This is a genomic window from Pseudomonas juntendi (assembly GCF_021560075.1).
Taxonomy (GTDB): domain Bacteria; phylum Pseudomonadota; class Gammaproteobacteria; order Pseudomonadales; family Pseudomonadaceae; genus Aquipseudomonas; species Aquipseudomonas juntendi.
Genome location: NZ_CP091088.1, coordinates 2855056 through 2881989, shown reverse-complemented (window position 1 = coordinate 2881989; position 26934 = coordinate 2855056). Strand labels below are relative to the sequence as shown.

Genomic DNA, 26934 nt, shown 5'->3' with positions numbered 1-26934 from the left:
ATGTTGTACACAGGTTGAGTGCGTAGTGGTCAGCATCTAGAAGAACGAGACCGCATCGCCTCAGGGCATTCGAGCCGTATTGATCGCGAGGCCAGGAAGGATGATGGGATGGATACGCAAGGCAGTGGCACATTACGCACATGCAACCGGGCGCGGAGGCACGTTCTACCGCCGGTTCTGCAGGCCGTCGGGGCTGGAGTGGGGCGCCTACCTCAAACGCTGGGGCAACTTTCACTCGGTAGGCGACAATTTCTTCGTCAATGCCGGCTGCAAGTTCCTCGACCCGTCACTGGTGCGTATCGGCAACAGCGTGGGGTTGTCCGACTGCACGTTGATCGGCCACGACGGGGTGGTCTTGCTGATCGAACACCGGTTTGGCAAACACCTTGATTCGGTCGGTTTCATCGACATCAAGGACAACTGCTTCATCGGCCACGGTGCGATCATCATGCCGCGGGTGACCATCGGCCCCGAGTCCATCGTCGCGGCAGGGGCGGTGGTCACCAAGGACGTGCCACCGGGCACCGTCTACGGCGGCAACCCGGCCGTGTTCATCTGCACCACCGAGGCGCTGGTCAAACGGGTCGAGGCACGCTGCGAAGCCTACCCGTGGATCGACCTGATCAAACAGCGCGACGGCGCCTACGACCCCACGGTTGAGCCGCAACTGATGGCGCAGAGGCGCCAGTACTTCTTCGGGGATGGCAATAATGGCTAGCAAACCGGTCGACGTGATGGTGGTCAATTTCAACACCGCCGGGTTGCTGCAGCCAATGTTCGATGCCTTGCGCCGCGCAGGCAGCGAACACCTGGCCAGTTACCTGGTGGTGGACAATGCCTCCGTCGACGACTCGCTGCAGCGTATGGCCGAGGTATGCCCAGAGGCAGTGTTGCTCAGCAACAAGCACAACGTAGGTTTTGGCCGTGCCAACAACCAGTTGCTGGCCCACCTGCAAGGCAAGTATGCATTGTTGCTGAACACCGATGCGTTCGTGGCTGCCGATTCCCTGCAAAAAACCCTCGACTACATGGATGCCCACCCGGACTGCGGTGTGCTGGGGGTACGCCTCGAAGGCCGTGAGGGTGACCTGCAACCCAGCTGCCGCTATTTTCCCACGCCGCTGAACGTCTTCGTCGGGCGTACCGGCCTGGGGCGCCTGTTCCCTGGGCTGAAAATGGTCGACGACATGGACTGGGACCACGCTTCGGTCCGCGAATGCGACTGGTTGCCCGGGTGCTTCTACCTGGTACGCCGCGAAGTGCTGGACCAGGTAGGCCTGTTCGATCCGCGCTACTTTCTTTATTACGAGGAAGTCGACCACTGCAAGCGGGTCAAGCAGGCCGGCTGGAAAGTGGTGTTCTACCCACATACCACGGTGGTCCACATAGGGGGTGAAAGCTCCAAGTCAGTCACCGAGCTGGAAGCTGCCAGCCGGCAGATTTCCGCCTACCAGATCGAGAGCGAGCTGCTGTATTTTCGCAAGCACCATGGCTTGGCCGGGCTGGCGTTGCATATGCTGCTGGTGACCGTGGGCGACCTGGTGCTGGCACTCAAAGCGCTGTTGAAACGACGCGGCCGGGGCGCGATACAGGCCTGCTGGCGTCATTGCCGGGCGACCTGGTCACTGCTGTTGCAGACCCGTTACGCCAGCCAACCGACAAGGTAGCTACCGTCATGTTCGAGAATATTCGCGCCGACCTGCGGGCCCATGGTGGCGACTGGGGCGCCCAGGGCTTCTGGGTATTGCTGGTGTACCGCTTCGGCCGCTGGCGCTACGGCGTGCGCCCGGCGCTGCTGCGCAAGCTGTGCTCACTGGTGTACAAGGTGTTGTTCAAGTTCGTGCAGATCATCACCGGGGTGGAACTGCCCTGCGAGGCGGTGATCGGCCGCAATTTCGTCATCGACCATTTCGGTGGCATCGTGGTCAGCGGCTACGCCCGGTTCGGCGACGACTGTCGCATCCGCAATGGCGTGGTAGTGGGCCTGAAAAATGTCGACGAGCCCATCGCCCCGGTGTTCGGCAACAACGTCGATATAGGTACGGGCGCCAAGATACTGGGCAGCATTCGCATCGGCAACAACGTGATCATTGGTGCCAATGCCGTGGTGCTGGTGGATGTGCCAGATAACTCCCTGGCTGTCGGCGTACCGGCAGTCATCAAGGCCCGGCACCTGGTCGCCCCGGCGGCGGTCGAGTGAGGCCCTTGGCGATGCAGACCGGCGTGGTGGTCATTGGCCGCAACGAGGGCCAGCGTTTGGAGCGCTGCCTGCGCTCGTTGGCCCATGGGGCTGACAAGGTCGTGTATGTCGACTCGGGCTCCAGCGACGGTTCGCAACAACTGGCCGCTGCCTTGGGCGTCGAGGTGCTGGCGCTGGACATGGGCACCCCGTTCACCGCGGCAAGGGCGCGTAACGAAGGTTTTGCCGTGTTGCAGCGGTTGCTGCCCGCCATGCACTGGGTGCAGTTCGTCGATGGCGACTGCGAAGTGGATGCCCGCTGGCTGGCCACCGCCCAGGCGTTTCTGGCCGCACACCCCGCGGTGGCGGTGGTGTGTGGCCGGCGCCGCGAACGCTTCGCGCAGCGCTCGGTGTACAACCTGTTGTGCGACCTGGAATGGGATACCCCGATCGGCGAGGCCAAGGCCTGCGGCGGTGACGCGTTGATGCGGGTAGACGCTTTCACCGCCGTGGGCGGTTTTCGGCCTGACCTGATCGCCGGGGAAGAGCCGGAGCTGTGCGTGCGCTTGCGCGCCAAGGGCTGGAAAATCTGGCGCCTGGATGCCGAGATGACCTTGCACGACGCCGACATGACCCGGTTCAGCCAATGGTGGCGGCGCAGCCTGCGTGCCGGGCATGCCTACGCCGAGGGCGCCTATCTGCACGGGCAGCCTCCCGAGCGGCACTGGTTGCGCGAGTCGCGCCGGGCCTGGGTGTGGGGCCTGGGCATTCCCGTGTCGATCGTGCTGGCCTGCCTGCTGGTGGGCGGCTGGGGCTTGGGGTTGTTGTTGATCTACCCGTTGCAGGCCATGCGCCTGGCGCAGCGGGGCAACAGGTCGCCGCGCGAAAACTGGCTGCAGGCCGTGTTTCTGGTACTGGGCAAGTTCCCCGAAATGCTCGGCCAGCTGAAGTTTCTGCGCCACCGCCTGGCGGCTGGCAAAGCGGCTTTGATCGAGTACAAGTGAGAGAGGCCCATGATGCTCGGCACCCTCGTGAAAAGCGTGTTTACCCTGCAACCCGGTTACTCGTTGCGGGCATTGCACAACAAGTACAAGCTGAGCCTGCAGATGGCCAGGCATTGGCCTCAGCTGGACACCTTCATGCAGCGCCTGACCGCGGCACTGGGCCAGCCGGGGGTGCAGCAGTTGGGCGTTGACTGCATCGGTGTCGTGCAATGGCCCTATATCAGCCAGCACTGGCAGGCGCCGCAGCGCCTCGATGCAGTGGCCTCGCACTTCGAGCTGGTGGCCCGGCATTTTCCTGGGCTGTTGCTGTTGGGCCGGGACGACAGCCTTGCCCTGTGTGACCTGGGTAGCTACTCGCCGGGCTGCTGCCTGGTGCTCGACCGGCCGATCTGGTTCAAGCGCGAAGGCGAGCTGGTGCTCAACCTGTTCCAGGGTGACCTGCGTGTGGCATCCCTGGCGTTCACCCTGTGCCAGGGGCCGGCCGGCATCGGTTTGTACATCGGCGCAGTGCAGGGTATCCATAAAGGCATCGACAGCGACACCTCGCTGGCCATCTACCGCGACCTGACCAAAGACTTCGAGGGGTTGCGCCCGCGCAGCTTGCTGCTGGAGGCGTTGAAGTGCCTGGCCAGAACGTTGGGGGTTGCCCGGTTGTATGCCGTGAACGATGCCAGCCGGCATCACCGCCACGCTTATTTTGGCCGTGACAAGGGCCAGGAGCTGGCGGCCAACTACGACGCTATCTGGCAGGAGCATGGTGCCAGCGCTTCGGAGCATGCCGATTTCTACAGCCTGCCACTGGCGCCGGCGCAGCGTGCCGAGGCCGACATTCCGGCAAAGAAACGGGCGATGTATCGCCGTCGCCAGGCATTGCTCGACGATGTATTCACCCGCTTGCAAGCAGCTTTGCCAAGCAATGGTGCCAACCTTGGACTACAAGGAACACAGGGGGATGCATTTGCTGTGAGTGCATCGGCAGTAGGCAGGCCGCCGGTAGTCGACAGCCTGAAGTAAAGGTTGCCTGGGGCGGTTGGTCATCAAGCGGGTTTGGATCTGGGTTCATATGCGCATTGCTTATTTCATCAATCAGTACCCGAAGGTCAGCCACAGTTTTATCCGCCGCGAGATCCTGGCGCTGGAGCGCCAAGGGGTAGAGGTGCAGCGCCTGGCACTGCGTGGTTGGGACGCCGAGGTGCAGGATGCCGAGGACGTGGTCGAGCGGGGCAAGACCCGCTACGTGCTGCAAGGCGGGCTGAAACAGCTGTTGCGGCCCATGTGGCAGGTATTGCGCGCGCAGCCGCGGCGCTTTGGCCGGGCGCTGTGGCTGGCACTGCGGCTTGGCCGCCGGGCGGACCGCGCCTGGCCCTATCACCTGGTGTATCTGGCCGAAGCCTGCCAGGTGCTGCAGTGGCTGCAGGCAGGGCAGGCGCAGCACGTGCACGCGCACTTTGGCACCAACTCTACCGAAGTGGTCATGCTGGCCAACATGCTGGGCGGGCCGGCCTACAGTTTCACCGTGCACGGCCCCGAAGAGTTCGACAAGCCACAGTTCCTGCACCTGGGGGAAAAGGTCCGGCGCGCCGCTTTTGTCGCGGCGGTCAGCTCGTATGGGCGCAGCCAGCTGCTGCGCTGGGTGGCCCACGAGCACTGGGCCAAGGTCAAGGTGGTGCATTGTGGGCTGGAGCGCGCGTTCCATGCGGTGCCTGCGGTAGAGGCGCCCGCGGCGCCACGCCTAGTGTGCGTTGGGCGCCTGTGTGAGCAGAAGGGCCAGTTGTTGCTGCTGGAGGCCGCGCGCCGGCTGGCGGCCCAGTCGCAGGCTTTTGAGCTGGTGCTGGCCGGTGACGGTGAAATGCGCGAGCAGATCGAGGCCTTGATTGCCCGCCAAGGCCTGCAGCAGCACGTACGCATTACTGGCTGGATCAGCAGTGCACAGGTGCGCGACGAGATCCTCGCTGCCCGCGCTCTGATATTGCCCAGCTTTGCCGAGGGCCTGCCGGTGGTGATCATGGAGGCCATGGCCTTGCGCCGCCCGGTGCTGACCACGTTTGTTGCCGGGATCCCGGAGCTGGTCAGGCCCGGCGAGAATGGCTGGCTGTTCCCCGCAGGCGCGGTGGACGAGCTGGCAGCGGCCATGGCCGAGTGCCTGGCGCAACCTGCCGAGGTGTTGCAGCGCATGGGCCAGGCGGCCTACGAACGGGTACTGCAACGGCACGACATCGACACCGAGGCGGCCAGGCTGGCCGGCTACTTCAAGGCATTCGCATGATAAGTGTATTAGCGTGGTTACTGGGCCTGCTGACGGTCATCGTCCTGGTGCCGGTGTTGGTGTTTTCGCTGCAGGTATTGCTGGCTTGCCTGCCCGCACGCAGGCCGCCACCCTGCACCACGGCGCGGCCAACGCTTGCGGTGCTGGTGCCGGCGCACAACGAGGCCTCGATCATCCAGGCCAGCCTGGCGAGCATCGTGCCGCAACTGCTCGAGGGTGACCGCTTGCTGGTAGTGGCCGACAACTGTTCCGACACCACGGCGCAGCTGGCCCGCGAAGCGGGGGCCGAAGTGGTGGAGCGGTATGACGCCCAGTTGCGCGGCAAAGGCTATGCCCTGGACTTCGGCGTGCGCCATCTGGCGCGCCTGCCCCCTGAGGTGGTGATCGTGGTGGATGCCGATTGCCAGGTCGGCGAGGGCGCCATCGATATCCTGGCTCGGCGTTGCCGTGAAACGGCGCGCCCGGTGCAGGCGCTGTACCTGATGCGGGCACCCGCAGGTGCCGGGCTGAAAGTGCAGGTCGCCGAATTTGCCTGGCGCGTGAAGAACCTGGTTCGTCCGCGTGGCTGGGCGCGGTTGGGCTTGCCTTGCCAGTTGATGGGCGCCGGCATGGCCTTCGGCTGGCACGACCTGCGCCAGGTCAACCTCGCCAATGGCCATCTGGTCGAGGATGTGAAACTCGGGCTGGATCTTTGCCAACAAGGCAAGCCACCGCTGTTCTGCCCCGAAGCCTTGGTGACCAGCCAGTTCCCGCTCAGCCCGCAAGGCCTCAACAGCCAGCGTACGCGCTGGGAGCATGGCCACCTGGGGTTGATGCTGACCGATGGGCCGAAGCGGGCGCTGGCTGCCATCACCCAGCGCAATGGTGCCCTCGCGGCGATGACCCTGGACCTGGTGGTATCACCCTTGGCCTTGCTGGTGTTGGCGCTGCTGGGGTTCAACCTGCTGACCTGGCTGGTTTACCTGGTAACCGGGCTGGCGGCATCTGCAGGGTTCGCCCTGCTGGGGCTGGGGTTGCTCGGCGTGGCAGTGGTGGTGGCCTGGGCGCGCTTCTGTCGGGAGCTGATCCCGTTCTCGGTGTTGCTGTACGCACCGTTCTACGCAGCCAGGAAAATCCCCCTCTACCTGGGCTTTCTGATCAAGCGCCAGGTCGAATGGGTGCGCTCGAAACGGGATGACGACTGATGAGCCAGCGGCAATGGCAGCAACGCTGGGCGCGCCTGGTCGGGCAGCTGCATGTGGTCGCCGACGAAAACGCCGTGCAGCGCCTGCTCGAGCACCTGGCAACCCCGAGCAAAGCGACGGTGCTGGGGTTCGTCAATGCCCACGCAATGAACCTGGTGGTGCGCGACGGGGCTTATTGCCAGGCACTGTCGGCAGCCGATGTGTTGCTGCGCGATGGCTCCGGCATGGCGATCCTATACCGCCGCCTGGGCCTGGAGCCTGGCCTGAACATGAACGGTACCGATTTCATTCCCAGGCTGCTGGCGGCCTACCGGGGGCGCAAGGTGGCCTTCTGGGGCACGCGGCAACCCTACCTGCGCCAGGCGGTGCAGCACTGCGCCGACACCTTCGGCGTGGCGCCGGTGTCGGTTCACGATGGCTTTGCCACTGTCGATACCTACTTGCAACTGGCGCGCGAGCATCAACCCGAACTGATCGTGCTGGGCATGGGCATGCCCAAGCAGGAAGCGGTCGCCGCACAGTTGGCCGGCATCAGCGGCCCCTGCCTGATCGTGTGTGGTGGGGCGATCCTGGACTTTCTCGGCGGCAAGGTCAGCCGCGCCCCCGGCTGGCTGCGGGCGGTTGGCGGCGAGTGGTTGTATCGGCTGTGCCGTGAGCCCAGGCGCCTGTTCATGCGCTACGTGGTGGGCAACCCGCTGTTTCTGCTGCGCACCTTGCTGTATCGGCGGGCGAGCGCTGCGGCCAGGCGCACGCTGTGAATCGGCCAAAAGCTGTGGCAGCACGTATTCCGGGCCCGCCTGCGGCAGCTGGCTGCTACAGTGATATCAATGGTTTGGACGCTGCGCGCTTCGCCGCGTGCGGCGCTGCATGGCTGTGATTCAAGACTGGTTGTTGGCTGTAAGGCACTTGCCACGCTCCAATTGATGAGGTCTGAAATGGTTTTCGAACCCAGAAGCAGTCGTTCCTTACTCCAGCGCCGAAGCAGTGTCAGCAACGCCATCCAGGCCGGCCTTGACGGCATTGCCGTGACGGGTATCGCCTGGTACCTGATCTATGACCAGTTCGGCTACATCACCTCCGATTACGTGATCATGCTGCTGTTGCTGATCGGCGCACTGGCGGTCATTTATGATCATTACGCAATCTACCGGACCAACGTCGGGCTTTCGATCAAGGCCTTTCGCCTGTTCAAGGCCTGGTCGGCCACGTTCTGCTTTCTGGTGGTCATGGCATTCCTGACCAAGCAGAGCGAAACCTACTCCCGGCTGCTGGTTGGCCAGCTGTTCGTCATCGGTTACTTCGCCCAGCTGTTCCTGCACTTCGCCGTGCGTGAGCTGCAGAAGCGTTTCACCGCACATGCACGCCTGGACAATGCCCTGATCATTGGCAATGGTGACCTGGCCAACTTCCTTTACCAGAAAATCAGCAGCAACCCGTGGTTTGGCGAGCGGGTGCTGGGGTGTGTACTGGTCGACAAGGTTGAACCGCAAGCAGGCGAGGGCGCCGAGGGCAAACAGCGCCTGCCGGTGCTCGGGCATATTGCCGAGCTTGACGAACTGGTCGCCCGCCACGGCATCCGCACGGTCTACCTGGTGACCCCGCTGGGCGGCTCGGAAGTGATCAACGACGTGTACTTCAAGCTGCTCGACAAGTGCATCGCGGTGAACTGGGTACCGGATATCTTCTCGTTGCGCCTGATCAACCACAGCGTGCGGGAAATTGCCGGCATTCCGGTGCTGACCTTGTCGGAAACCCCGCTCACAGGCATGAGCCTGTTCCTGAAAAACCTCGAGGACCGGGTGCTGGCCGCGCTGATCCTGCTGTGTGCGTCGCCGGTATTGCTGGCCGTTGCCCTGGCCATCAAGCTCGACAGCCGCGGCCCGGTGTTTTTCCGCCAGGAGCGTACCGGCTGGACGGGTGAGGCATTTCGTATCTGGAAATTCAGAAGCATGCATGTGCACCAGCCCGAAGGCGGTGTGGTGCAGCAAGCCCAGAGGAACGACCCGCGGTTGACCCGGGTTGGGGCCTTCATCCGCCGTACCAGCCTCGATGAACTGCCGCAGCTGTTCAATGTGCTGACCGGCGAAATGTCGCTGGTCGGGCCACGGCCGCATGCCTTGCAGCACGACACCTTGTATTCCCAGGACATCGTGGATTACTTCGCTCGCCACAACATCAAGCCGGGCATGACCGGCCTGGCCCAGGTGCGCGGGTTCCGTGGCGAGACCAAGGACATCGAACAGATGATCCAGCGGGTGGACTCCGACATCGAGTACATCAACAACTGGTCGTTGTGGCTGGATTTCGTGATTCTGGTACGCACGTTGAATGCGTTCACCGGTAAACAGGCCTATTGATTGTCATGCCACAGGTGCAGAACAGGCCTCATGCTGTGTTCAACGGGTGCAGTTCGCGGAACCCTCGTGCTTCTTCCACCAGCCAGTCATGTACCGCCCGCGCGCCCGGCTGGGTCAACCCGCCGGGCGGGTAATGCACCACGTAGCGTTTGTGGTTGGCGATCGGTACGCCAAACGGCACGATCAGCGCGCCGCGCTCCAGTTCATCGTTGAGTAGCGTGCGCCGGGCAATGGCCACACCGATACCGGCAATCGCTGCTTCGATGGTCAGGTGGTTGCGGTTGAAGGTGTGCCCGCGGCGTACGTCCAACCCAGTGGCGCCGATCCCGTCCAGGTAGAACTCCCATTCGGCATATTCCGAACTGCCACGCCAGGCGGTGATGTCGTGCAGCAGCGGGTAGTGCACCAGGTCGGCCGGCCCGTGCAGCGGGGGGCGCCCACGCAGCAGTGAGGGCGCGCATACGGGAAAGATCTGCTCGTCCAGCAGCGGCGTGGAGAGCATGCCCGGGTAGCTGCCATCGTTGAGGTCGATGGCCAGGTCGAAGTCGCCCGGGGTCAACGCCTGGGCACTGTCTTCGGCCACCAGGCGCAGTTCGATGTCCGGGTAGCGCTGCTGGAAACGTGGCAAGCGCGGCGTCAGCCACTTGGCCAGGAACGAGGGGATGGAGCGCACCCGCAACGTGCCACGAATCTCGCCGGCATCCAGGCGTAGCAGCTCTGCCTCGATGCTGCCGTAGGCGTCGGTCACGGTCTGCGCCAGTCGCTGGCCTTCGGCGCTCAGTTCCACGCCCCGTGCCCGGCGCAGAAACAGCCGGTAACCCAGGCGCTCTTCCAGCTGGCGCATCTGTTGGCTGACCGCCCCGGGGGTGATGTGCAGTTCCTCTGCACAGCGGGTAAAGGACAGGTGCCTGGCGGCGCAGGCAAAGACGTGCAGCCAAACAAACATCTGGCCGTTGAGTTGGCGTCGCATCGTTTAGTCCTGCTAAAGCCTTGCTTAGGAAGTTTCGTTGGTCATTTCAATCGCACAGCGTCAGTATCGCGCAAAATCGCAGCAGCGCCCAATTTCTCCAGATACCCGTGCACTGGCTACCTATCAGCGCATGGTCAGGCATTAGTATGGCTATCAGTGTTTTCGACCTTTTCAAAATCGGCATCGGCCCGTCCAGCTCCCACACCGTCGGCCCGATGCGCGCGGCTGCGACCTTTGCCCAGGCCCTGCGCGAGCAGGGCTTGCTGGGGCGGGTGACGCGCGTTGAAGTGCGCCTGTATGGCTCGCTGTCGGCGACCGGCGTTGGTCATGCCACCGACCGTGCCTGCCTGTTGGGCTTGATGGGGCAATGGCCAGACCGTATCGACCCGGCCACCATCGAATCGCGCATCGGTCAGGTGCTGCAGGAACACTGCCTGATGCTGGACGGCAGCCACCCCGTGGCGTTCGAGTATGGGCAAGACATGCTGCTGCTCGACGAAAATTTGCCGTACCACCCCAACGCCATGCGCGTAGAAGCCATGCACGGGCAGGATAGCCTGTTGTGCCAGACCTATTATTCGGTAGGCGGTGGGTTCATCGTCGAACAGGCCGAAGTCGATGCGCCGAAAACTGCAGAGAACGCCGCCGTGCTGCCCTACGAGTTCGGCAGTGGTGCCCAGTTGCTGAAGCTGTGCCAGGCCCACGGCTTGAGTGTGGCGCAACTGATGATGGCCAACGAGTGCGCCTGGCGCCCGGAAACCGAGGTGCGCGACGGCCTGCTGCGCATTTGGGCCGCGATGCGCGAGTGCGTGGACAACGGCCTGCGCAACGAGGGCATTCTGCCCGGCGGTTTGCACGTCAAACGCCGTGCGGCGCGGCTGCACCGTAGCTTGCAGGAACTGGGCAAGCCTAATGTGATCGGGTCGACGCTCGGCGCCATGGAGTGGGTCAACCTGTACGCCCTGGCGGTCAACGAAGAGAACGCCGCTGGCGGGCGCATGGTCACTGCACCTACCAACGGTGCAGCCGGTATCATCCCGGCGGTACTGCACTACTACATGAAGTTCAACCCTGGTGCCTGCGACGCGGATGTCGTGGACTTCCTGCTTGCCGCGGCTGCGGTTGGCATCCTGTGCAAAAAGAACGCCTCCATTTCCGGCGCCGAGGTCGGCTGCCAGGGGGAGGTCGGGTCTGCCTGCTCGATGGCCGCCGCCGGCCTGGCCCAGGTGCTGGGCGCGACGCCGGCGCAACTGGAAAACGCTGCCGAAATTGCCCTGGAACACAACCTTGGGCTGACCTGCGACCCGGTCGGTGGCCTGGTGCAAGTGCCGTGCATCGAACGCAATGCCATCGCTGCCGTGAAAGCGATCAATGCGGTGCAAATGGCACTGCGGGGCGATGGCGAGCATTTCATTTCGCTCGACCGGGTAATCCGCACCTTGCGTGATACCGGGGCGGACATGCATGCCAACTACAAGGAAACCTCGCGCGGCGGCCTGGCGGTTGCATTCGTCGAATGTTGAGCTAATGCGGGGGGGAGGGGGCTGCTTTGCAGTTCATCGCCGTTCAAGCCCAGCTCCCGTAGGGATCGTATGAGGGCTGACGCGTGTTTGACACAAGATGTGCAGCGCCTGGGAGATCGAGCGCCGCCCGCGCGGCGCATCGCGAGCTGCGCTCGCTCCTACGTTTGTTTCGGGCCAATTATGCCTGTGGGATTTGCGCGCGAACGCCTTGGCGCATGCCTCAATGTCGCGCCGTACAAACAAGGCGGTCGCGCGCACCTGGCACAGGGGTTACTGGCCCGAAACAAGCGTAGGAGCGAGCGCAGCTCGCGATGCGCCGCGCGGGCGGCGCTCGATCTCCCAGGCGATGCATATCTTTTGCCAAATAACACCCACACATTGCTAGCCCAACACCTCACGTAACCGGTACCACAACATCCCCAGCGCCAGCAGTGGCGAGCGCAGTGCCTTGCCACCGGGGAACGTCAGATGCGGCACTGCACTGAACACATCCAGGCCGTGGCTGTGGCCCAGGGCGATGCTTTCCGCCAGCAGCTTGGCTGTCCAGTGAGTCACGTTCAGCCCGTGCCCGGAATAGCCCTGGGCGTAATACACGTTGGGGTGTTGGCTCAAGCGCCCGACCTGGGGAAAGCGGTTGGCGGTGATGCCGATCATGCCACCCCACTGGTAGTCGATGCGCACATCGGCCAGTTGCGGGAATACCTTCAGCACCTTCGGCCGCATATAGCCGGCGATGTCCTTGGGGTCGCGGCCGGAATAGTGGCAGGCGCCGCCGAACAACAGGCGGCGATCCGCGGTGAGGCGGTAGTAATCCAGGCCGACTTTCTGGTCGCACAGTGCCATGTTCTGCGGGATCAAGCGGCTCGCCAGTGTTTCGGGCAGCGGTTCGGTGGCCACCACGTAACTGCCGGCCGGCAGCACCTTGCCACTCAGCCGCGGTTCCAGGTCGTCCAGGTGGGCGTTGCAGCCCAGCACCAGGCGGCCCGCGCGCACGCTGCCGTGGGCCGTATGCACGGTAACGCTGGGCCCATGCTCGATACGCAGCACCGGGCTTTGCTCGAAAATGCGCACGCCCAGGGCATGGGCGGCGCGGGCCTCGCCCTGAACCAGGTCGAGCGGGTGCAGGTGCCCTGAACCCATGTCCACCAGGCCGCCGGCGTACCGGTCGCTGGCGACGATCTCATGCAACTGCCCGCTTGCGACCAGCCGTGTTTCGTGGCGGTAACCTAGCGCTGCCAGGTCTTGCAGTTCATCCTTGAAGGCGTCGAACTGCGCGGGCGTGTTGGCCAGTTCGCAAAAGCCCCAGCGCAGGTCACAGGCAATGTTGTAGCGGGCGATGCGCGCGGCGACCAGCGCCACCGAGTCGATGCCGGCCTGCTGGAGGTAGCGCACGCCATCCTGGCCGACATGCCGGGCAAAACCGCTGACATCGTGGCCGATGCCGCGAATCAGCTGGCCGCCGTTGCGGCCACTGGCACCCCAGCCGATGCGCCGCCCCTCCAGCAGCACCACCGACAGACCACGCTCGGCCAGCTCCAGCGCCGTATTGACCCCGGTCAGCCCACCCCCGACCACACACACATCAGCGCTCAGGTCAGCGTGGAGGCTGGGGTAGGGGGCCGCATCGCGCGCAGTGGCTGCATAGTACGAAGCGGTGTGTTGGGTATTGAATGACATAGAGGGTCTCGGCTCAGCGGTTGGACTTGATCTTGCTCCAGGATCGGGTCATGACGCGCATGATCTTCGGGCTGGGGGTACTGGAAATGTACAGCTTGTCCAGTACCTCCTGCGGGGGGTAGATCTCGGGGTTGTCCACCAGCGCGGCATACATGTAGGCCTTGGCGTCCGGGTTGGCGTTGGCATAGCCGACCGTGGCGCTGACCTTGGCGATCACCTTGGGGTCGAGCAGGTAGTTGATGAAGGCCAGCGCCTGCTCCGGGTTGTTCGCATCCTTCGGAATGGCCAGCAGGTCGAACCACAGGTTGCTGCCTTCCTTGGGAATGCTGTAGGCGACCTTCACGCCGTTCTTCGCCTCCACGGCGCGGTTGGCCGCCTGGAACACGTCACCGGAATAACCGAACGCCACGCAGATATTCCCGTTGGCAAGGTCGGAAACATACTTGGACGAGTGGAAATAGGTGATGTACGGGCGCAGCTCCAGCAAGCGCGCCTCGGCCTTGGCGTAGTCGGCCGGCTTTTCGCTACGCGGGTCCATGCCCAGGTAGTTGAGCACGGCGGGGAACAGTTCATCGGGCGAGTCCATGAAGGCCACGCCGCACTGCTTGAGCTTTTTCAGGTTCTCGGGCTCGAACAGCACCGCCCAGGAATCGATGCGGTCTACGCCCAATGCAGCCTTGACCTTTTCCACGTTATAGCCGATGCCATTGGTGCCCCACAGGTAGGGCACCGCATACTGGTTGCCGGGGTCGTTCTGCTCAAGCTGCTTGAGCAGCTTGGGGTCCAGGTGCTTCCAGTTCGGCAGTTTGCTGCGGTCCAGCGGCAAGAATGCACCGGCCTGGGCCTGGCGGGCCAGAAAATGGTTGGAGGGCACTACCACGTCGTAGCCGGTGCGCCCCGCCAGCAGCTTGCCTTCGAGGGTTTCGTTGGAGTCGAACACGTCATAAACCACCTTGATGCCGCTGCTGGCCTGGAAGTCGGCCAGGGTGGTGTCACCGATGTAGTCGGTCCAGTTGTACACGCTCACAGTGGGTGTGGCGTGGCTGGTGGTGGCGAACAGCAGGGTGAATGCCGCGGGGATCAGGGCTTGCAGATGACGCATGGGAACACCTCGTTGGTTTTGTTCTACGAGTTCAGGTGTGGTGGGGGCTGCACAGCCCCCAGGGCGGCTCAGACGCTCAGCATCAGGAACTCGCGCTCCCACGAGCTGATCACGCGCTTGTAGTTCTCGTGCTCGGCCCGTTTGACCGCCACATAGCCCTGCACGAACTGCTTGCCCAGGTACTGCTGCACGGTCTCGCAGTCTTCCATGTGCTGCAGCGCATCTTCGATGGTGATGGGCAGGCGCAGGTTGCGCCGCTCGTAGGCGCGGCCCTGCACCGGGGCGCTCGGGTCGATCTGCTCGACCATGCCCAGGTAGCCGCAGAGCAGGCTGGCAGCGATCGCCAGGTAAGGGTTGGCATCCGCGCCGGGCAGGCGGTTTTCCACGCGCATCGCTTCCGGGCTGGAGGTGGGGACGCGCAAACCGGCGGTGCGGTTTTCTTCACCCCACTCGACGTTGACCGGTGCCGAGGTGTCCGGCAGGAAGCGGCGGAACGAATTGACGTTGGGGGCGAACATCGGCAGCAGCTTGGGGATGTACTTCTGCAACCCACCAATGTGGTGCAGGAACAACGGGCTCATGCTGCCGTCTTCGTTGGCGAAGATCGGCTTGCCGGTGGCGATGTCGACCACGCTCTGGTGCAGGTGCATGGCACTGCCCGGCTCGTCGGTGATCGGCTTGGCCATGAACGTCGCAGCCACGTTGTGCTTGAGCGCAGCCTCACGCATGGTGCGCTTGAACACGGTGATCTGGTCGGCCAGGTCCAGCGCGTCGCCGTGGCGGAAGTTGATCTCCATCTGCGCCGGGCCGTCTTCGTGGATCAGCGTGTCCAGGTCCAGGCCCTGAATTTCACACCAGTCATACACGTCCTCGAACAGCGGGTCGAATTCGTTGGCGGCATCGATCGAGAACGACTGCCGGCCGCTTTCGGCCCGGCCGGAACGCCCCAGTGGCACTTGCAGCGGCAGGTCCGGGTCTTCGCAGCGCTTGGTCAGGTAGAACTCCATCTCTGGCGCGACAATGGGTTGCCAGCCCTTGTCAGCGTAAAGCTTCAGCACTTTCTTCAACACGTTGCGCGGCGACAGCTCGATGGGGTTGCCTTGCTTGTCGAAGGTATCGTGGATCACGATCGCGGTAGGTTCGATGGCCCACGGGATCTGGTACACAGCGCTCGGGTCGGGGCGGCAGACCATGTCGATGTCAGCCGCATCGAGCAGGTTGTAATAGATATCGTCGTCAACGTAGTCGCCGGTGACCGTTTGCAGCAGCACGCTCTCGGGCAAGCGCATGCCACGTTCGTGAAGAAACTTGGCGGTCGGTGCGATCTTGCCGCGGGCGATGCCGGTCAGGTCGCTGATCACGCATTCTACTTCGGTGATCCGGTGTTCTTTCAGCCAGGTGGAGAGCTGATCGAAAGGGGCGTTCATACAGACCTCTTGGTTGGGTTTTTTATGTGGGAGCCGCTGCACCCGCCAGAGCCGTTGCACAGCGTCAAGGGCGTCGCGCTTCCCAGGTGACACGCTGGAGGCTATCTTGAGCTCGGCGCCACACCGCCATCTATCCACTTTCTTCGGCATTCAATGCACCAAAAGAGTGCATCCAGGACAAAGCGTGACAACGCCCAACGCCTTGCAGGTCCAAGCTTTCCACACTTCGGATGTGTCCGAGCAGGTTCGCATCACCCCCGGTTGGCAGCAGCAGTACCGGCAGATGTCGCCGGGCCATTTCAGCGGTCAGTTGCGCTGCCTGGGGCTTGACGGCGTGCAGGTCTACGAAGAACGCCTCAACACCCGGGTAGAGCAGTTCTTCCGGGCGCCGAGCGGGTCGCTGGCGTTCTGCTTCGACCAGAGCGAAAACAGCCTTTACCTGCTCAACGAGCAGAGCCGCAACATCTGGATCACGCCAGAGAATTACCAGGAAGTCGCCGTCGTGTTCGACCAGGCGTTTCTCGCCAGCCACGGCCTGGACCCCCGCAGGCTTGACGGTTTGTTCATGGTGCCGCTGGGCAGTGGCCAGAATGCGTTGTTCGGCAGTTGGCTCAGTGCCACCCTGACCCGCCTGGGCGAGGCTGGGTGCCCGTTGCAGGGGCAGGCGTTGGCGGAGCAGTTGCTGGAGGACTGCCTGTTCATCCTCGACAATGCCTGCCAGCGCTTGCAGGGCATGGCCATGGGCCGGCGGGACGAGGAGCGGGCGATCATGCACCGGGTCAGCGAGTGGGCGGCTGACTGCCCGGAAGAAACCTTGAACCTGGTGGAACTGGCGGCGGTGGCGGGCGTGTCGCTGCGCCAGTTGCAGCAGGCCTTCAAGGCCTACACCGGCATGCCGCCCGCGCACTGGTTGCGGTTGCGCCGGCTCAACGGGGCGCGGCGCGATCTGTTGCGGGGCGGTGGCGTGACCGTGGCAGAAGTGGCGATGCGTTGGTCGTTCTGGCATTTGGGAAGGTTTTCAGAGAGTTACCGGCAATTGTTCAAGGAATTTCCGAGCGAGACACTCAAGCGCGTCAAGCGCTGAACCGCCGGCCCGCAAGTCCAGCAGCCGGCGTCGAAAATTGCTATCGTGCCAGCCTGTTTCGACCCGAGGTGCCGATGTTCTACCTGCCTTTGCCCAGTGACCAGGCTGACAGCCTCGCCAGTGTTCCCTTCACCGACTTCTTCAGCAGCGCCAGCCTGCTCCAGGCCGCTGCGGTGTTGTTCGTGCAAAACCTGCCTCGCCAACCGGCGACTGCCTCGGCCGATGCTCAGGAACGCCGCTTTGCCGAGATCGTGCGGATCGCCAACGACGTTGAACGTGCCGCGCCTGGGCGCTTCCAGGGGCAGGTGGCGCAGCACTTCGACCGTGAAGCCTTCGCCATGGGCCTGGGCATGCTGGGCGAAAACGGCATTGCGCTGCTCAGTGGCGAAGTGGCGTACAGCGCAGATGAACTGCAGGACGGCGAGGGGCAGTGGAATTTCCAGTTCGCCGACCGCTATCGCCAGCGCGCCACGCCGCTGCACCCCGTGCACCTGCCGGCGCTGGCCAGCGACCTGATGCTCAGCGACCAGCAGAACCGGCTGTTGCGTGAATTTCTGGGGGGTATCGACGAATCGGTCGCCGTGCAGGGCTTTGCCGGTACCGGCAAGACCTTTCTGATCCACCAGTTCGCCCGGTTGCTGGAGCCGCAGCGCACCTTGTTGCTGGCCTTGACCGAGGGCCAGTTGCGTGCGCTGCGGGCGCGGGTCAAGGATGCCGCTGCCTACACCGCGCTGACCTTCGGTCAGTTGGCCGACGAGCTGTTGAACCGCGACCTCACCAGCAACGGCTGGCGCCTGCGCGACCCTTACCGCACCAAGCGCTCGTGGCGCCCGCAAGAGGCGCAGGTGGTGCGCTGGCTGGCCATACCCGACATTGGCCCGCTTGCCGCGCGCGATGTGGTCGCCTTGTGCATCCGCGCGGTGCGGGCGTTTTGCCACAGTGCCGACGCGCAGGTGCAGTTGCACCATGTGCCCTGGGCCGGGCCGGGCACATCGCCACTGGACCAGGAAGTGTTGCTGGAAAAGGCACGGCTGTACTGGCAGGAGCTGATTCGCCCGTCAGCGCGGGAAATCCAGTTGCCGGTACGCGACTACCATCGGGTCAAGCTGCTGGCGCTGACCGGCCTGGTGATTGACAGCGGCTACACCCACGTCATCGTCGACGAGGCGCACGAGTTGTCGGCACCGATGCTTGCCGTACTTGACCGCAGCCCGCAAGCGGTCATCGCCCTCGGTGACGAACTGCAGAACCTGAACGGCCTCAGTGCGCACCATGGCAGCTTCATCCGCCAGCGCTGCATCGACCACTCGCTGCGCGCAGGGCCGGCGATGGACAACGTGCTCAACCCGCTGATACAGGCGCACCCGGCATCGATCCAGGCGGCCTTCAGTGGGAACGCCGAGCACTACACCCGGGTCAGCTTCTTCGATGCGGTCACGGTGCCGGAACAGCCCACCGCGTTGATCGTCGATGACGAGTGGGGGCTGTTCGGCTGGTTCCAGCGCCTGACGCACCAGGGCGTGCCGTTCGTGCTGCTGCAGAGCGCGCGCAAGGACTTCGAACTGTTCGTGGAGGATTGCATCGAGCTGTACCGCCATGGCACCCGGCCTCGTCACCCGATGCTGTTCCGCTATGCCAGCTGGCAGGCGCTGGAGCAGGACAAGGGTGAGGACAAGGCATTCGTCGCGGTGGCCAACCTGCTGCGCAAGGGCTACACCCCGCAGCACTTTGCCCAGGCCAAGAGCCGTTACCGCTGGACCAAGGCGCCAAAGCTGTTCCTCGGGCGGGTAAGGGATGTGAAGAACATGGAGTTTGCCCGGGTGATGGTGTCGCCCGAGCTGATGGTCACGCCGCAGGTGGCCGGTAACCGCAATGAACGGGCGCGCCTGCTGGCAGGTTTGTATACCGCCTGTTCACGGGCGCGGCATGAGCTGATCGTGCCGGGGGGGATGCTGGACTGGGTCAAGGACCAGGTGCGCGATTGAGGTTGGCAGGGGCTGCAACGCAGCCCCCGCCTGACTGGGCTCAGTTCCGGTCCAGCCACACGGTCTGGGCATTGGTGAACTCCCGCACACCAAAGTGCGACAGCTCGCGCCCGAAGCCGCTTTTCTTCACGCCGCCGAACGCCACGCGGGGGTCGGATGCGCAGTAACCATTGATGAACACGCCACCGGTATCCAACGCGGCAGTCATGCGCTCGGCCAGCGCATAATCGGCGGTGTAGATGGTCGCCGCCAGGCCGAACTCGCTGTCGTTGGCCAGCTCCACGGCATGCTCGGCGTCACGGGCCGTGATGATCGCCGCCACCGGGCCGAACAGCTCTTGCTTGAATGCTGTCATGTCCGGGGTCACATTGGCGAACACGGTCGGGGCATAGAAGTTGGCAACGCCTTCGACCTTGTGGCCGCCCAGCAGCAGGGTGGCACCCTCGGCCAGCGTCGCCTGTACCTGGCCATCCAGCTCGTCGCGCAGGTCGTAGCGGGCCATGGGGCCGATGTAGGTGTCGTCCTGCAGCGGGTTGCCCATGTTCAGCTGCCGGGTTGCCTCTACGAACTTGCGGGTGAACGCGTCGGCAATGCTTGCTTCCACGATCATGCGCTTGGCCGCTGCGCAGACCTGGCCGGTGTTCTGGTAGCGACCGATGACGGCAGCCTGGACGGCGGCGTCCAGGTCGGCGTCAGCCAGGACGATGAACGGGTCGGAACCGCCGAGTTCGAGCACGCATTTTTTCAGTGCGGCACCGGCCTGGGCACCGATCGCCATGCCGGCACGCACGCTACCGGTCAGGGTCACCGCGGCAATGCGCGGGTCGTTGATGGCGCGGGTGACACCCTCCGGGGTCACGTTCAACACTTCGAAAACGCCTTGCGGCAGGCCGGCATCCTTGAACAGTTCGCCCAGCAGGTAGGCGCTGCCCATTACGTTCGGCGCGTGCTTGAGCACGTAGGTATTGCCGGCCAGGATCGCCGGCACGGCGCCGCGCAGTACCTGCCAGACCGGGAAGTTCCAAGGCATCACCGCCAGGATCGGGCCCAGCGGGCGGTATTCGATGCGGGCCTTTTCGACCTGGGTAGGCTCGGCGGCCAGCATCGCGGGGCCATGCTCGGCATACCAGCGGCACAGGCCAACGCACTTGGCGACTTCGCCGCGGGCCTGGGCGATGGGCTTGCCGATTTCACGGCTGATCATCTGCGCGAAGGCCTCGGCCTTGGCTTCAAGGGTGCTGGCCAAGGCGAGCAGGTACTCGCTGCGCTGACCCAGCGACACTTGGCGCCACTGGCGGTAGCCGGCCTTGGCACGCTGCAGCGCCGCTTCCAGTGCGGCGTCGGTGTCGAACGGGTAGGCGCCGATCTGCTCGCCGGTGTACGGGTCGAGGGAGATGGCGTGGGTCAGGCTGCTGATCGCACTCATGGCAGGGCACTCTCGTCGTGATTGAACAGTGGAGCCAGACTAGTGGGCTATGGCTTTAATGAAAACTGAATAATAATGAGCGAAACATTCACGTTTGGAGAAAGGCTGTGGACCTGGTGCAACTGGAGATCTTCAAGGCCGTGGCAGAGCAGGGCAGCATCAGCGCTGCCGCGCAGCATATCCATCGGGTGCCTTCCAACCTCACCACGCGCATCAAGCAGCTGGAAGAAGACCTGGGTGTGGAACTGTTCATCCGCGAGAAAAGCCGCTTGCGCCTGTCACCCGCGGGTTGGAACTTCCTGGAATACACCCGGCGCATTCTCGACCTGGTGCACGAGGCCCGCCTGACCGTGGCCGGTGAAGACCCGCAAGGCACCTTCGCCCTGGGCTCGCTGGAAAGCACCGCAGCCGTGCGCATCCCGGCCTTGCTGGCGGCCTACAACCAGCGCTACCCCAAGGTGGACCTGGACCTGTCCACCGGCCCTTCAGGGACCATGCTCGAGGGGGTGTTGTCTGGCCGCCTGGTGGCTGCGTTCGTCGATGGCCCGGTGTTGCACCCCACGCTGGAGGGCATACCGGTGTTCGAGGAAGAGATGATGGTCATCGCACCGCTCAATCATGCCCCGGTGACCCGCGCCCAGGACGTCAACGGCGAAAACATCTACGCGTTCCGGGCCAACTGTTCGTACCGGCATCACTTCGAAAACTGGTTCGTCCAGGACCAGGCGGTTCCCGGCAAGATCCATGAAATGGAGTCGTACCACGGCATGCTCGCCTGCGTCAGTGCCGGGGCCGGCCTGGCCATGCTGCCGCGCAGCATGCTCGACAACATGCCGGGCTGCAGCACGGTCAGTGCCTGGCCCATGTCGGAAGACTTCCGCTACCTGAAAACCTGGCTGGTGTGGCGCCGTGGCACGGTATCACGCAGCTTGAGCATGTTCGTGAAACTGCTTGAAGAAAAGAACGTAAACAAATGATTTAAAACTACTAATCTACGTCTAGCCCGCACGTCTGTACGGCGCTCGCGGTGTGGTAGCGCCTCACACCGCAACGGTGTATGAGCAATAATGGCAATTTACTTCCAACTTTCTGATTATCGGACAATAATCAGAAAAGTATTACCTCGTGTGACCGGTCCGGATGAACCGGTCGCCAATCAATCGAGGGGCTACAGCCCCCGCTTGCCGTGTAGACCATCAGGAGAGTCGTAGATGAAAACCCGTCTCGCAGCATCGCTGGCCGTTGCCGCGCTGGCACTTGCCGGCGCTGGCACGGCCCAGGCCGCGCAGGTGTCCGGCGCCGTGGGCGTTACCAGCCAGGGCGACATGACCTACCGCATTGGTATGTCGTTCGACTGGGACAAGAAGTGGCTGCAAAGCGACATCGGCTATGTCAGCGGTTACTGGGACGCCGGCTACACCTACTGGGAGGGCGGCGACGCCAGTGGCGCCCATTCGCTGTCGTTCAGCCCGGTGTTCACCTATGAATTCAGCGGTTTCACCTACACCCCGTACATCGAAGCGGGCATCGGCCTGGCTGCGTTCTCCAAGACCGATGTAGGCGACCAGCGCCTGGGTTCTTCGTTCAACTTCGAGGACCGTATCGGCCTAGGCCTGAAACTGCCAGGGGAGCAGAAGGTCGGGCTGCGTGCGATCCATTATTCCAACGCCGGGATCAAGCAGCCCAACGACGGCATCGAGTCGTATTCGCTGTTCTACAGCAAAGGTTTCTGACAGGTAGGGCTGCTTATGCAGCCCCAGCCGTTCAGAAGGTGTACGCGACGCCAGCCTGTACCGTACGTGGCGCACCCGGGTAGGCATACAGGTTGAATGCGCCTTCGTCATACGCCTTGTTGAACAGGTTCTTCACATCCAGGTTCAGGCGTATATGGTCGTTGACCTGGTAGAAGGTCAGCAGATCAACCACCGTGTATTGCTCCATGGTGTAGGTGGTCGCCTCGGTCTGGCCGTTGCGGTCATCCACGTATTTCACCCCAAGCCCCAAGCCAAGCCCCTTGGCGACACCGTCCTGGAACTCATAGGTGTTGAGCAGGCTGAAACTGTTGCGCGGGATATTGGCCAGTCGCGTGCCGGTTGGCAGGCGGTTGTCCTTGGTCACTTCGGCATCCACATAGGCGTAGCCGCCAATGACGCGCCACTCGGGGGTGACATTGCCAGCAACGTTGATATCCAGGCCCCGGCTGCGCACTTCGCCGGCCGCCACGCTGTAGTTCGGGTCCACCGGGTCGCGGGTCAACACGTTTTCCTTGACGATGTGGTAGACCGCTGCGTCGACACTCAGCTGGCGGTCGAGCGCTTCCCATTTCACGCCCAGTTCGTAGGACTTGCCCTTTTCCGGGTCGAAGCCCCCGCCGCTGGCCGGGGTTCCCGTGTTGGGTTTGAAAGAGCGCGCGGTGTTGGCGTAGACGGCGACCGTGTCGGTGAGGTCATAGACCAGGCCAATCCGGGGCGTAGCACCGTTTTCGCCTTTGCTGAAATCACCGGCATTGTCCAGCTTGTTGTCGTAGTCATGCTCGAAGCGCTCGAAGCGTACCCCTGCCAAAGCCTTCAATCGCTCGGTCAGGGCCACCTGGTCCTGGATGAAGAAGGCCCAGGTCTGCAGGTTTTCCTTGTCCCAGGTCGTGGTCCGGGTCAGCGCCGGCCGTGGCTGGCCAAGCACCGGGTCGTAGATGTCGATGGGGTAGGTGCCCGCCACCGCAGAGGACCGCTGGATGATCGAGTTGTAGTCATAGTTCTCGTACTCCACCCCTGTCAGCAAGGTGTGGCTGAAGCCGCCGGTGTCGAAGTAGCCGGTCAGGTTCAGCTGCCAGTCGCGATCGGTCCACTCCAGCTTGCGGTAGTTGAAGTTACGCTCCAGCGTTCGCCCATCCAGCGGCGCGCCGTTGGCTTCGACCGCATTGCCCTTGAGCGAGCCATCGAGGAACTGGAACCCGCCCGCCAGCGTCCAGTTGTCATTGAGCAGGTGCTCGAAACGCACCTGCGCCATGTTGTTGTCGTTGTGCAGCAGGTTATCGCTGCCTTTTTCCCAGATATAGGTGTCGCGCGAGGCGCTGCCACGCTGGGTGGCGTAGCGGGTCAGGCCGCGGTCCAGCGGGTGGTTGTTGCGCATGAAGTCGCCTTCGAACACAACCTTGGTCGTGTCGTTTACCTGCCAGCTGAGCACTGGCGCCACGTCATAACGCTCGCTTTGCACATCATCACGGAAACTGTCGCCGCCCTCGCCAAGCAGGTTCAGGCGGTAGGCCAGCGAGCCGTCCTGGTTCAGCGGGCCGGCGGCGTCGAGGGTAGCGCGGTGCATGCCCTGGTCGTCGAACTGGCTGCCCAGGGTGACTTTGGGTTCTGGTAGCGGCTGCTTGCTGACCACGTTGAAGGTGCCGCCGGGGTCGCCACGGCCGTACAGGCTGCTGGCCGGGCCGCGGATCACCTCCAGCCGCTCGACGGTATTGGCGTCTGGTGCGTTGGGGTAGCCACGGTTGATCGGGAAACCGTTACGGTAGAACTCGCCGGTGGTAAAGCCGCGCACGGTGAAGGTGGTAAGGCCCTGGCCACCGAAGTTGTTGGCCCGGCCGACGCCACCGGCATAGTCCAGGCCGTCTTGCAGGCGCGTGGCACCGGTGTCTTGCAGCACCGCCTTGGGCACCACGCTGACCGACTGCGGTGTTTCGTGCAGCGCGGTGTCGGTGCGGGTGGCACTGGCGGAACGGTTGGCCTTGTAGCCGAGCACTGGGCCATCAGCCCGTTCGCTGTCGGCTGTGCCAGTGATGCTCAGGGCCTGAAGTTCGATCTGGGCCGGGTCGCTGAGCGGTTCGGGCTCGGCGAGGGCCATTGGGGAGACAGCATGAAGTACACAAAGCGAAACGAACATGCGACGCATCGACTGGACGATCCTGAAGTAGGGCGCTAGAGAAGGGGGACGAAAAGAATTAAGGCTACTACGAATCATTACCAGATGCATTAACTTTAAAGCCCCTGCAACTCCCTGGCATTCATGGATGAAGCAGCATCGGCCAGGCTCGTTGCGCACGCGGCTGGTGCAATACAGGTTGTCAGGTATCATGCCGATCTTCATAACTGTCACGAGGCCTGTTCCCAATGTCCCTGAGTGCCCCACAGATTGGTGAGTTGCGTACATTCGCCGAGCAACTGGCCGACGCCGCTGCACTGGCCATCAAGCCGTACTTTCGTGCCAGCCTGGACGTCGAGGACAAGGGGGGGCGCCTGTACGACCCGGTGACGGTGGCCGACAAGGCGGCCGAGGATGCGATGCGCGCGTTGATCCAGGCGCGTTACCCGGACCACGGCATTCTTGGCGAAGAGGCCGGGGTGGCGGTGGGCAGCAGCCCGCTGACCTGGGTGCTCGACCCCATCGACGGCACCCGTGCCTTCATCACTGGCCTGCCATTGTGGGGAACGTTGATTGCGCTGAACGACGGTACCCGCCCGGTACTGGGGGTGATGAACCAGCCCTTTACCGGCGAGCGTTTCATTGGCACGCCCGAGGGTGCCTGGCGCAACGCTACACCCTTGCGTACCCGCGCCTGCGCCGACCTGGCTACGGCCACGCTGATGTGCACCACCCCCGACATGTTCGACACAGCCGAGCGCAAGGCCGCGTTCGAGGCGGTAGCCGGGCAGGCGCGGCTGATGCGCTACGGCGGCGATTGCTATGCCTACTGCATGCTGGCGTCGGGGTTCGTCGATGTGATCGTGGAGGCCAGCTTGCAACCCTATGACGTACAGGCGCTGATGCCGATCATCGAAGGGGCGGGTGGGGTGATCAGCGCCTGGGATGGCAGTTCGGCGCAGCACGGCGGCTGTGTAGTGGCCTGTGGCGACCCGGCGCTGCACGCGCAGATGGTGGAGAAGCTGCGCCACGCCATGTGAGGGTACGGCACCGGGCCTGCGGCGGCCTTTACACTGCACTTTTTGCCATTTCCGCGCTCTATGCTTGGCCAGGCCACATCAATCCCCGATGCGGCCGCCGAATATCGACCCGGTGCCGATGGTTGCAAGCTACCCTCATCTGATTCCCCGCGTGCTGCTGGCAGGCGTGCTCACCTGCCTGTGTGCCTGCACCCAGGAACAGGGCCGCGACATGCTCGACCAGTTTGCCGACGGCAAGCCCAGCGAACTGTTCCAGACCAGTGTCGACCGCCTGGCCACGTTGTCGATGCGCGACAACCTGCAAAGCCTCTACCTGCTGATGAACAAGCTGTACCTGCGCAACCCCAACCAGTTGAAGCTGTCGGGGTACGTCGACGCCGCCACTGCCGAGCGGCAGATCCGCAAGGCCATCGAACACCGCCAGCCGCTGGCGCAGCTGGGCAACCGTCGCGACCTGGCAGCCTTGAGTTACGCGTTGAGCCCGGAGTTTCGCGGTGACCGCGTCGGCGCCTTCATCTATGCCATCGGCAGCATGCTGATCACCGCTCACGGCGGGCGCACCGAGTTCTACATGACCGACACGATCGACCCGCTGTTCATCAACAACGCCGCGCGCAATATCGAAAAGGCCACCTGGATGTTGAGCCAGCGGCAAGATGCCAATGGCGTGTTGCTGCTGTTTTCCAACGAGATTTCCGAAGAGGGCAGCAACCTGAGTTTCGCCGTGGAGTTCGGGAAGATCGTGGCGCGCCTGGATTTGCTGGCAGAGTTGCTGGACGAGCGGTATCGGCGGATCGGATTGAACTATGCACAGAGCTTGCTGCTGATGAACTTCCTGCCCGTACAGTGACTTTGGCTGTTGTATTGGCCCTGGTAGGAGCGGCCAGTAACGCTTTCAGAGCAGCGCCTGGATCGCTTGCCGATAACGCGGCCCGGCCAGGCTCATGCTGTTGTTGTGGCTGGCACCCGGTACCAGCAGCAGGGTTTTGGGCTGCCGGGCCGCCTCGTACAGCTGCTGGCTGAAACGCGCTGGCACGAAGCGGTCATCCAGCCCGTGCACCAGCAGCACGGGCAAGCCGATATCCTGGATCTTGCCCAGCGAGTCGAACTTCTGCGACAGCAACCAACGCACCGGCAGTGACGTATTGGCTACCTCAGCGGCGACATCGCCCAACGAGGTGAATGTCGATTCCAGTATCAACCCACGCGCCGGGGCCGCGGCACCGCCCTGGCGTGCTTCGGCTGCCAGCGCGCGGGCCAGTTCCACGGCCACCGCACCGCCCAGCGAATGGCCGAAGATCAGCCGTTTGCCTGCGTCGGGTTGCAACTGAGCGAAGCGCTCCCAGGCGATGCGCGCGTCTTCATAGACAGTGGCCTCGGAGGGCAGCCCGCCGCGGCTCTGGCCAAAGCCGCGGTAGTCCACGGCCAGCACCGAGTAGCCCATGGCATGCAACTGCTCGATGCGGAACAACTGCCCGGTCAGGTTCCAGCGCACCCCATGCAGGTAGAGGATGGCCGGGGCATTGGCGCGCCTGGCCGGCCACCACCAGGCGTGCAGGCTCTGATTGGCAGCGAAACTGCGGGGCCGCAGGTCAAGCTCCTGCACACCGCTGGGCAGGCCACGGAACCAGCTGGCCTGCCCAGGTTCGATGCGGAACACCAGTTCGCGCTCTTTGTGCTGAAGCACCGCGCAACTGCTGGGCAGGCCGATCACCAGCAAGGTGGCACACAACCAGGTCAGCCAGCGGCGGCGTAGGTGGGAGAGGAAAAGGGTGGGCATGTGGGCTTTTTAACAGATGCCGGGGCGTGCGTGTGAGGAAAGTGCCTCAATGGTGGGCTGGACTGG

Annotated in this window: 23 protein-coding genes; 16 read left to right on the top strand and 7 right to left on the bottom strand. The window is 63.6% G+C overall.

Going from position 1 to position 26934, the window contains the following annotated elements:
* Positions 1-100 precede the first annotated feature (100 nt).
* The 9 genes from L1P09_RS13385 to L1P09_RS13345 all read left to right on the top strand — a co-directional run bounded on the left by L1P09_RS13385 (position 101) and on the right by L1P09_RS13345 (position 8990).
* Positions 101-718: an acyltransferase gene (locus L1P09_RS13385; protein WP_009682743.1), complete on the top strand. Its 618-nt coding sequence runs from the start codon at positions 101-103 to the stop codon at positions 716-718.
* Positions 711-1667, top strand: a complete 957-nt coding sequence (locus L1P09_RS13380; protein ID WP_054905466.1) for a glycosyltransferase family 2 protein — start codon at positions 711-713, stop codon at positions 1665-1667. Before L1P09_RS13385 ends, L1P09_RS13380 begins: the two co-directional genes overlap by 8 nt.
* An 8-nt stretch (positions 1668-1675) precedes the next feature.
* Positions 1676-2200, top strand: a complete 525-nt coding sequence (locus tag L1P09_RS13375) for a serine O-acetyltransferase (protein WP_029885432.1) — start codon at positions 1676-1678, stop codon at positions 2198-2200.
* Between the two features lie 5 nt (positions 2201-2205).
* Positions 2206-3183, top strand: a complete 978-nt coding sequence (locus L1P09_RS13370; protein ID WP_054905465.1) for a glycosyltransferase family 2 protein — start codon at positions 2206-2208, stop codon at positions 3181-3183.
* A gap of 9 nt (positions 3184-3192) precedes the next feature.
* On the top strand, positions 3193-4197 hold the full coding sequence (locus L1P09_RS13365) for a VirK/YbjX family protein (RefSeq protein ID WP_154211347.1): 1005 nt from the start codon (positions 3193-3195) through the stop codon (positions 4195-4197).
* A 49-nt stretch (positions 4198-4246) separates the two neighbouring features.
* Entirely contained in the window at positions 4247-5449 is a 1203-nt protein-coding gene (locus tag L1P09_RS13360; protein WP_235767727.1) for a glycosyltransferase family 4 protein, read from the top strand.
* Positions 5446-6633 carry a glycosyltransferase family 2 protein gene (locus L1P09_RS13355; protein WP_235767726.1) on the top strand — a complete coding sequence of 396 codons (1188 nt, stop codon included), beginning with the start codon at positions 5446-5448 and terminating at the stop codon, positions 6631-6633. The genes L1P09_RS13360 and L1P09_RS13355 overlap by 4 nt, the downstream gene beginning before the upstream one ends.
* Positions 6633-7391: a WecB/TagA/CpsF family glycosyltransferase gene (locus tag L1P09_RS13350; protein ID WP_235767725.1), complete on the top strand. Its 759-nt coding sequence runs from the start codon at positions 6633-6635 to the stop codon at positions 7389-7391. The genes L1P09_RS13355 and L1P09_RS13350 overlap by 1 nt, the downstream gene beginning before the upstream one ends.
* Before the next feature lie 177 nt (positions 7392-7568).
* A complete protein-coding gene (locus L1P09_RS13345) occupies positions 7569-8990 on the top strand; it encodes an undecaprenyl-phosphate glucose phosphotransferase (RefSeq protein WP_054905460.1) in 1422 nt (473 codons plus the stop codon).
* Between the two features lie 28 nt (positions 8991-9018).
* Here L1P09_RS13345 and L1P09_RS13340 read toward each other — a convergent pair whose 3' ends face one another.
* A complete protein-coding gene (locus tag L1P09_RS13340) occupies positions 9019-9960 on the bottom strand; it encodes a LysR substrate-binding domain-containing protein (protein ID WP_009682752.1) in 942 nt (313 codons plus the stop codon).
* Between the two features lie 146 nt (positions 9961-10106).
* On the opposite strand from L1P09_RS13340, the gene L1P09_RS13335 reads away from it, so the two are divergent.
* Entirely contained in the window at positions 10107-11483 is a 1377-nt protein-coding gene (locus L1P09_RS13335) for an L-serine ammonia-lyase (protein ID WP_235767724.1), read from the top strand.
* Positions 11484-11864: 381 nt separating this feature from the next.
* On the opposite strand, the gene L1P09_RS13330 is transcribed toward L1P09_RS13335, so the two are convergent.
* The 3 genes from L1P09_RS13330 to L1P09_RS13320 form a co-directional block, all read right to left on the bottom strand.
* Entirely contained in the window at positions 11865-13160 is a 1296-nt protein-coding gene (locus L1P09_RS13330; protein ID WP_235767723.1) for an NAD(P)/FAD-dependent oxidoreductase, read from the bottom strand.
* A 13-nt stretch (positions 13161-13173) separates the two neighbouring features.
* Positions 13174-14262, bottom strand: coding sequence for a polyamine ABC transporter substrate-binding protein (locus tag L1P09_RS13325; RefSeq protein WP_235767722.1), 1089 nt, complete (start codon positions 14260-14262; stop codon positions 13174-13176).
* A 68-nt stretch (positions 14263-14330) separates the two neighbouring features.
* Positions 14331-15689 carry a glutamine synthetase family protein gene (locus tag L1P09_RS13320; RefSeq protein WP_235767721.1) on the bottom strand — a complete coding sequence of 453 codons (1359 nt, stop codon included), beginning with the start codon at positions 15687-15689 and terminating at the stop codon, positions 14331-14333.
* A gap of 184 nt (positions 15690-15873) precedes the next feature.
* Between L1P09_RS13320 and L1P09_RS13315 the strand changes: the two genes are divergently transcribed.
* Both L1P09_RS13315 and L1P09_RS13310 read left to right on the top strand, forming a co-directional pair.
* Positions 15874-16773, top strand: a complete 900-nt coding sequence (locus tag L1P09_RS13315) for a helix-turn-helix domain-containing protein (protein ID WP_029885441.1) — start codon at positions 15874-15876, stop codon at positions 16771-16773.
* Positions 16774-16847: 74 nt separating this feature from the next.
* A complete protein-coding gene (locus L1P09_RS13310; protein WP_235767720.1) occupies positions 16848-18758 on the top strand; it encodes an AAA family ATPase in 1911 nt (636 codons plus the stop codon).
* 40 nt (positions 18759-18798) lie between these two features.
* On the opposite strand, the gene L1P09_RS13305 is transcribed toward L1P09_RS13310, so the two are convergent.
* Positions 18799-20184, bottom strand: coding sequence for an aldehyde dehydrogenase family protein (locus tag L1P09_RS13305; RefSeq protein WP_054904725.1), 1386 nt, complete (start codon positions 20182-20184; stop codon positions 18799-18801).
* Between the two features lie 107 nt (positions 20185-20291).
* Here L1P09_RS13305 and ptrR point away from each other — a divergent pair, with 107 nt between their 5' ends.
* Both ptrR and L1P09_RS13295 read left to right on the top strand, forming a co-directional pair.
* Positions 20292-21161, top strand: coding sequence for a putrescine utilization regulator PtrR (ptrR, locus tag L1P09_RS13300; protein WP_054904724.1), 870 nt, complete (start codon positions 20292-20294; stop codon positions 21159-21161).
* 234 nt (positions 21162-21395) lie between these two features.
* Positions 21396-21917, top strand: coding sequence for an acyloxyacyl hydrolase (locus L1P09_RS13295; protein ID WP_009682761.1), 522 nt, complete (start codon positions 21396-21398; stop codon positions 21915-21917).
* A 31-nt stretch (positions 21918-21948) separates the two neighbouring features.
* Here the strand turns inward: L1P09_RS13295 and L1P09_RS13290 are convergent, their stop codons facing one another.
* Positions 21949-24078, bottom strand: a complete 2130-nt coding sequence (locus L1P09_RS13290; protein ID WP_054904723.1) for a TonB-dependent siderophore receptor — start codon at positions 24076-24078, stop codon at positions 21949-21951.
* Between the two features lie 218 nt (positions 24079-24296).
* On the opposite strand from L1P09_RS13290, the gene hisN reads away from it, so the two are divergent.
* Positions 24297-25088, top strand: a complete 792-nt coding sequence (gene hisN, locus L1P09_RS13285) for a histidinol-phosphatase (protein WP_009682763.1) — start codon at positions 24297-24299, stop codon at positions 25086-25088.
* A gap of 88 nt (positions 25089-25176) precedes the next feature.
* Positions 25177-25938: a hypothetical protein gene (locus L1P09_RS13280; RefSeq protein WP_371105798.1), complete on the top strand. Its 762-nt coding sequence runs from the start codon at positions 25177-25179 to the stop codon at positions 25936-25938.
* Positions 25939-25983: 45 nt separating this feature from the next.
* On the opposite strand, the gene L1P09_RS13275 is transcribed toward L1P09_RS13280, so the two are convergent.
* On the bottom strand, positions 25984-26868 hold the full coding sequence (locus L1P09_RS13275; RefSeq protein WP_054904722.1) for an alpha/beta hydrolase: 885 nt from the start codon (positions 26866-26868) through the stop codon (positions 25984-25986).
* Positions 26869-26934 lie beyond the last annotated feature (66 nt).

Coding starts and splice junctions, on each gene's coding strand:
- L1P09_RS13385 (WP_009682743.1), top strand. CDS start 101: ATGATGGGATGGATACGCAAGGCAGTGGCACATTACGCACATGCAACC.
- L1P09_RS13380 (WP_054905466.1), top strand. CDS start 711: ATGGCTAGCAAACCGGTCGACGTGATGGTGGTCAATTTCAACACCGCC.
- L1P09_RS13375 (WP_029885432.1), top strand. CDS start 1,676: ATGTTCGAGAATATTCGCGCCGACCTGCGGGCCCATGGTGGCGACTGG.
- L1P09_RS13365 (WP_154211347.1), top strand. CDS start 3,193: ATGATGCTCGGCACCCTCGTGAAAAGCGTGTTTACCCTGCAACCCGGT.
- L1P09_RS13360 (WP_235767727.1), top strand. CDS start 4,247: ATGCGCATTGCTTATTTCATCAATCAGTACCCGAAGGTCAGCCACAGT.
- L1P09_RS13355 (WP_235767726.1), top strand. CDS start 5,446: ATGATAAGTGTATTAGCGTGGTTACTGGGCCTGCTGACGGTCATCGTC.
- L1P09_RS13350 (WP_235767725.1), top strand. CDS start 6,633: ATGAGCCAGCGGCAATGGCAGCAACGCTGGGCGCGCCTGGTCGGGCAG.
- L1P09_RS13345 (WP_054905460.1), top strand. CDS start 7,569: ATGGTTTTCGAACCCAGAAGCAGTCGTTCCTTACTCCAGCGCCGAAGC.
- L1P09_RS13340 (WP_009682752.1), bottom strand. CDS start 9,960: ATGCGACGCCAACTCAACGGCCAGATGTTTGTTTGGCTGCACGTCTTT.
- L1P09_RS13335 (WP_235767724.1), top strand. CDS start 10,107: ATGGCTATCAGTGTTTTCGACCTTTTCAAAATCGGCATCGGCCCGTCC.
- L1P09_RS13330 (WP_235767723.1), bottom strand. CDS start 13,160: ATGTCATTCAATACCCAACACACCGCTTCGTACTATGCAGCCACTGCG.
- L1P09_RS13325 (WP_235767722.1), bottom strand. CDS start 14,262: ATGCGTCATCTGCAAGCCCTGATCCCCGCGGCATTCACCCTGCTGTTC.
- L1P09_RS13320 (WP_235767721.1), bottom strand. CDS start 15,689: ATGAACGCCCCTTTCGATCAGCTCTCCACCTGGCTGAAAGAACACCGG.
- L1P09_RS13310 (WP_235767720.1), top strand. CDS start 16,848: ATGTTCTACCTGCCTTTGCCCAGTGACCAGGCTGACAGCCTCGCCAGT.
- L1P09_RS13305 (WP_054904725.1), bottom strand. CDS start 20,184: ATGAGTGCGATCAGCAGCCTGACCCACGCCATCTCCCTCGACCCGTAC.
- L1P09_RS13295 (WP_009682761.1), top strand. CDS start 21,396: ATGAAAACCCGTCTCGCAGCATCGCTGGCCGTTGCCGCGCTGGCACTT.
- L1P09_RS13290 (WP_054904723.1), bottom strand. CDS start 24,078: ATGCGTCGCATGTTCGTTTCGCTTTGTGTACTTCATGCTGTCTCCCCA.
- hisN (WP_009682763.1), top strand. CDS start 24,297: ATGTCCCTGAGTGCCCCACAGATTGGTGAGTTGCGTACATTCGCCGAG.
- L1P09_RS13280 (WP_371105798.1), top strand. CDS start 25,177: ATGCGGCCGCCGAATATCGACCCGGTGCCGATGGTTGCAAGCTACCCT.
- L1P09_RS13275 (WP_054904722.1), bottom strand. CDS start 26,868: ATGCCCACCCTTTTCCTCTCCCACCTACGCCGCCGCTGGCTGACCTGG.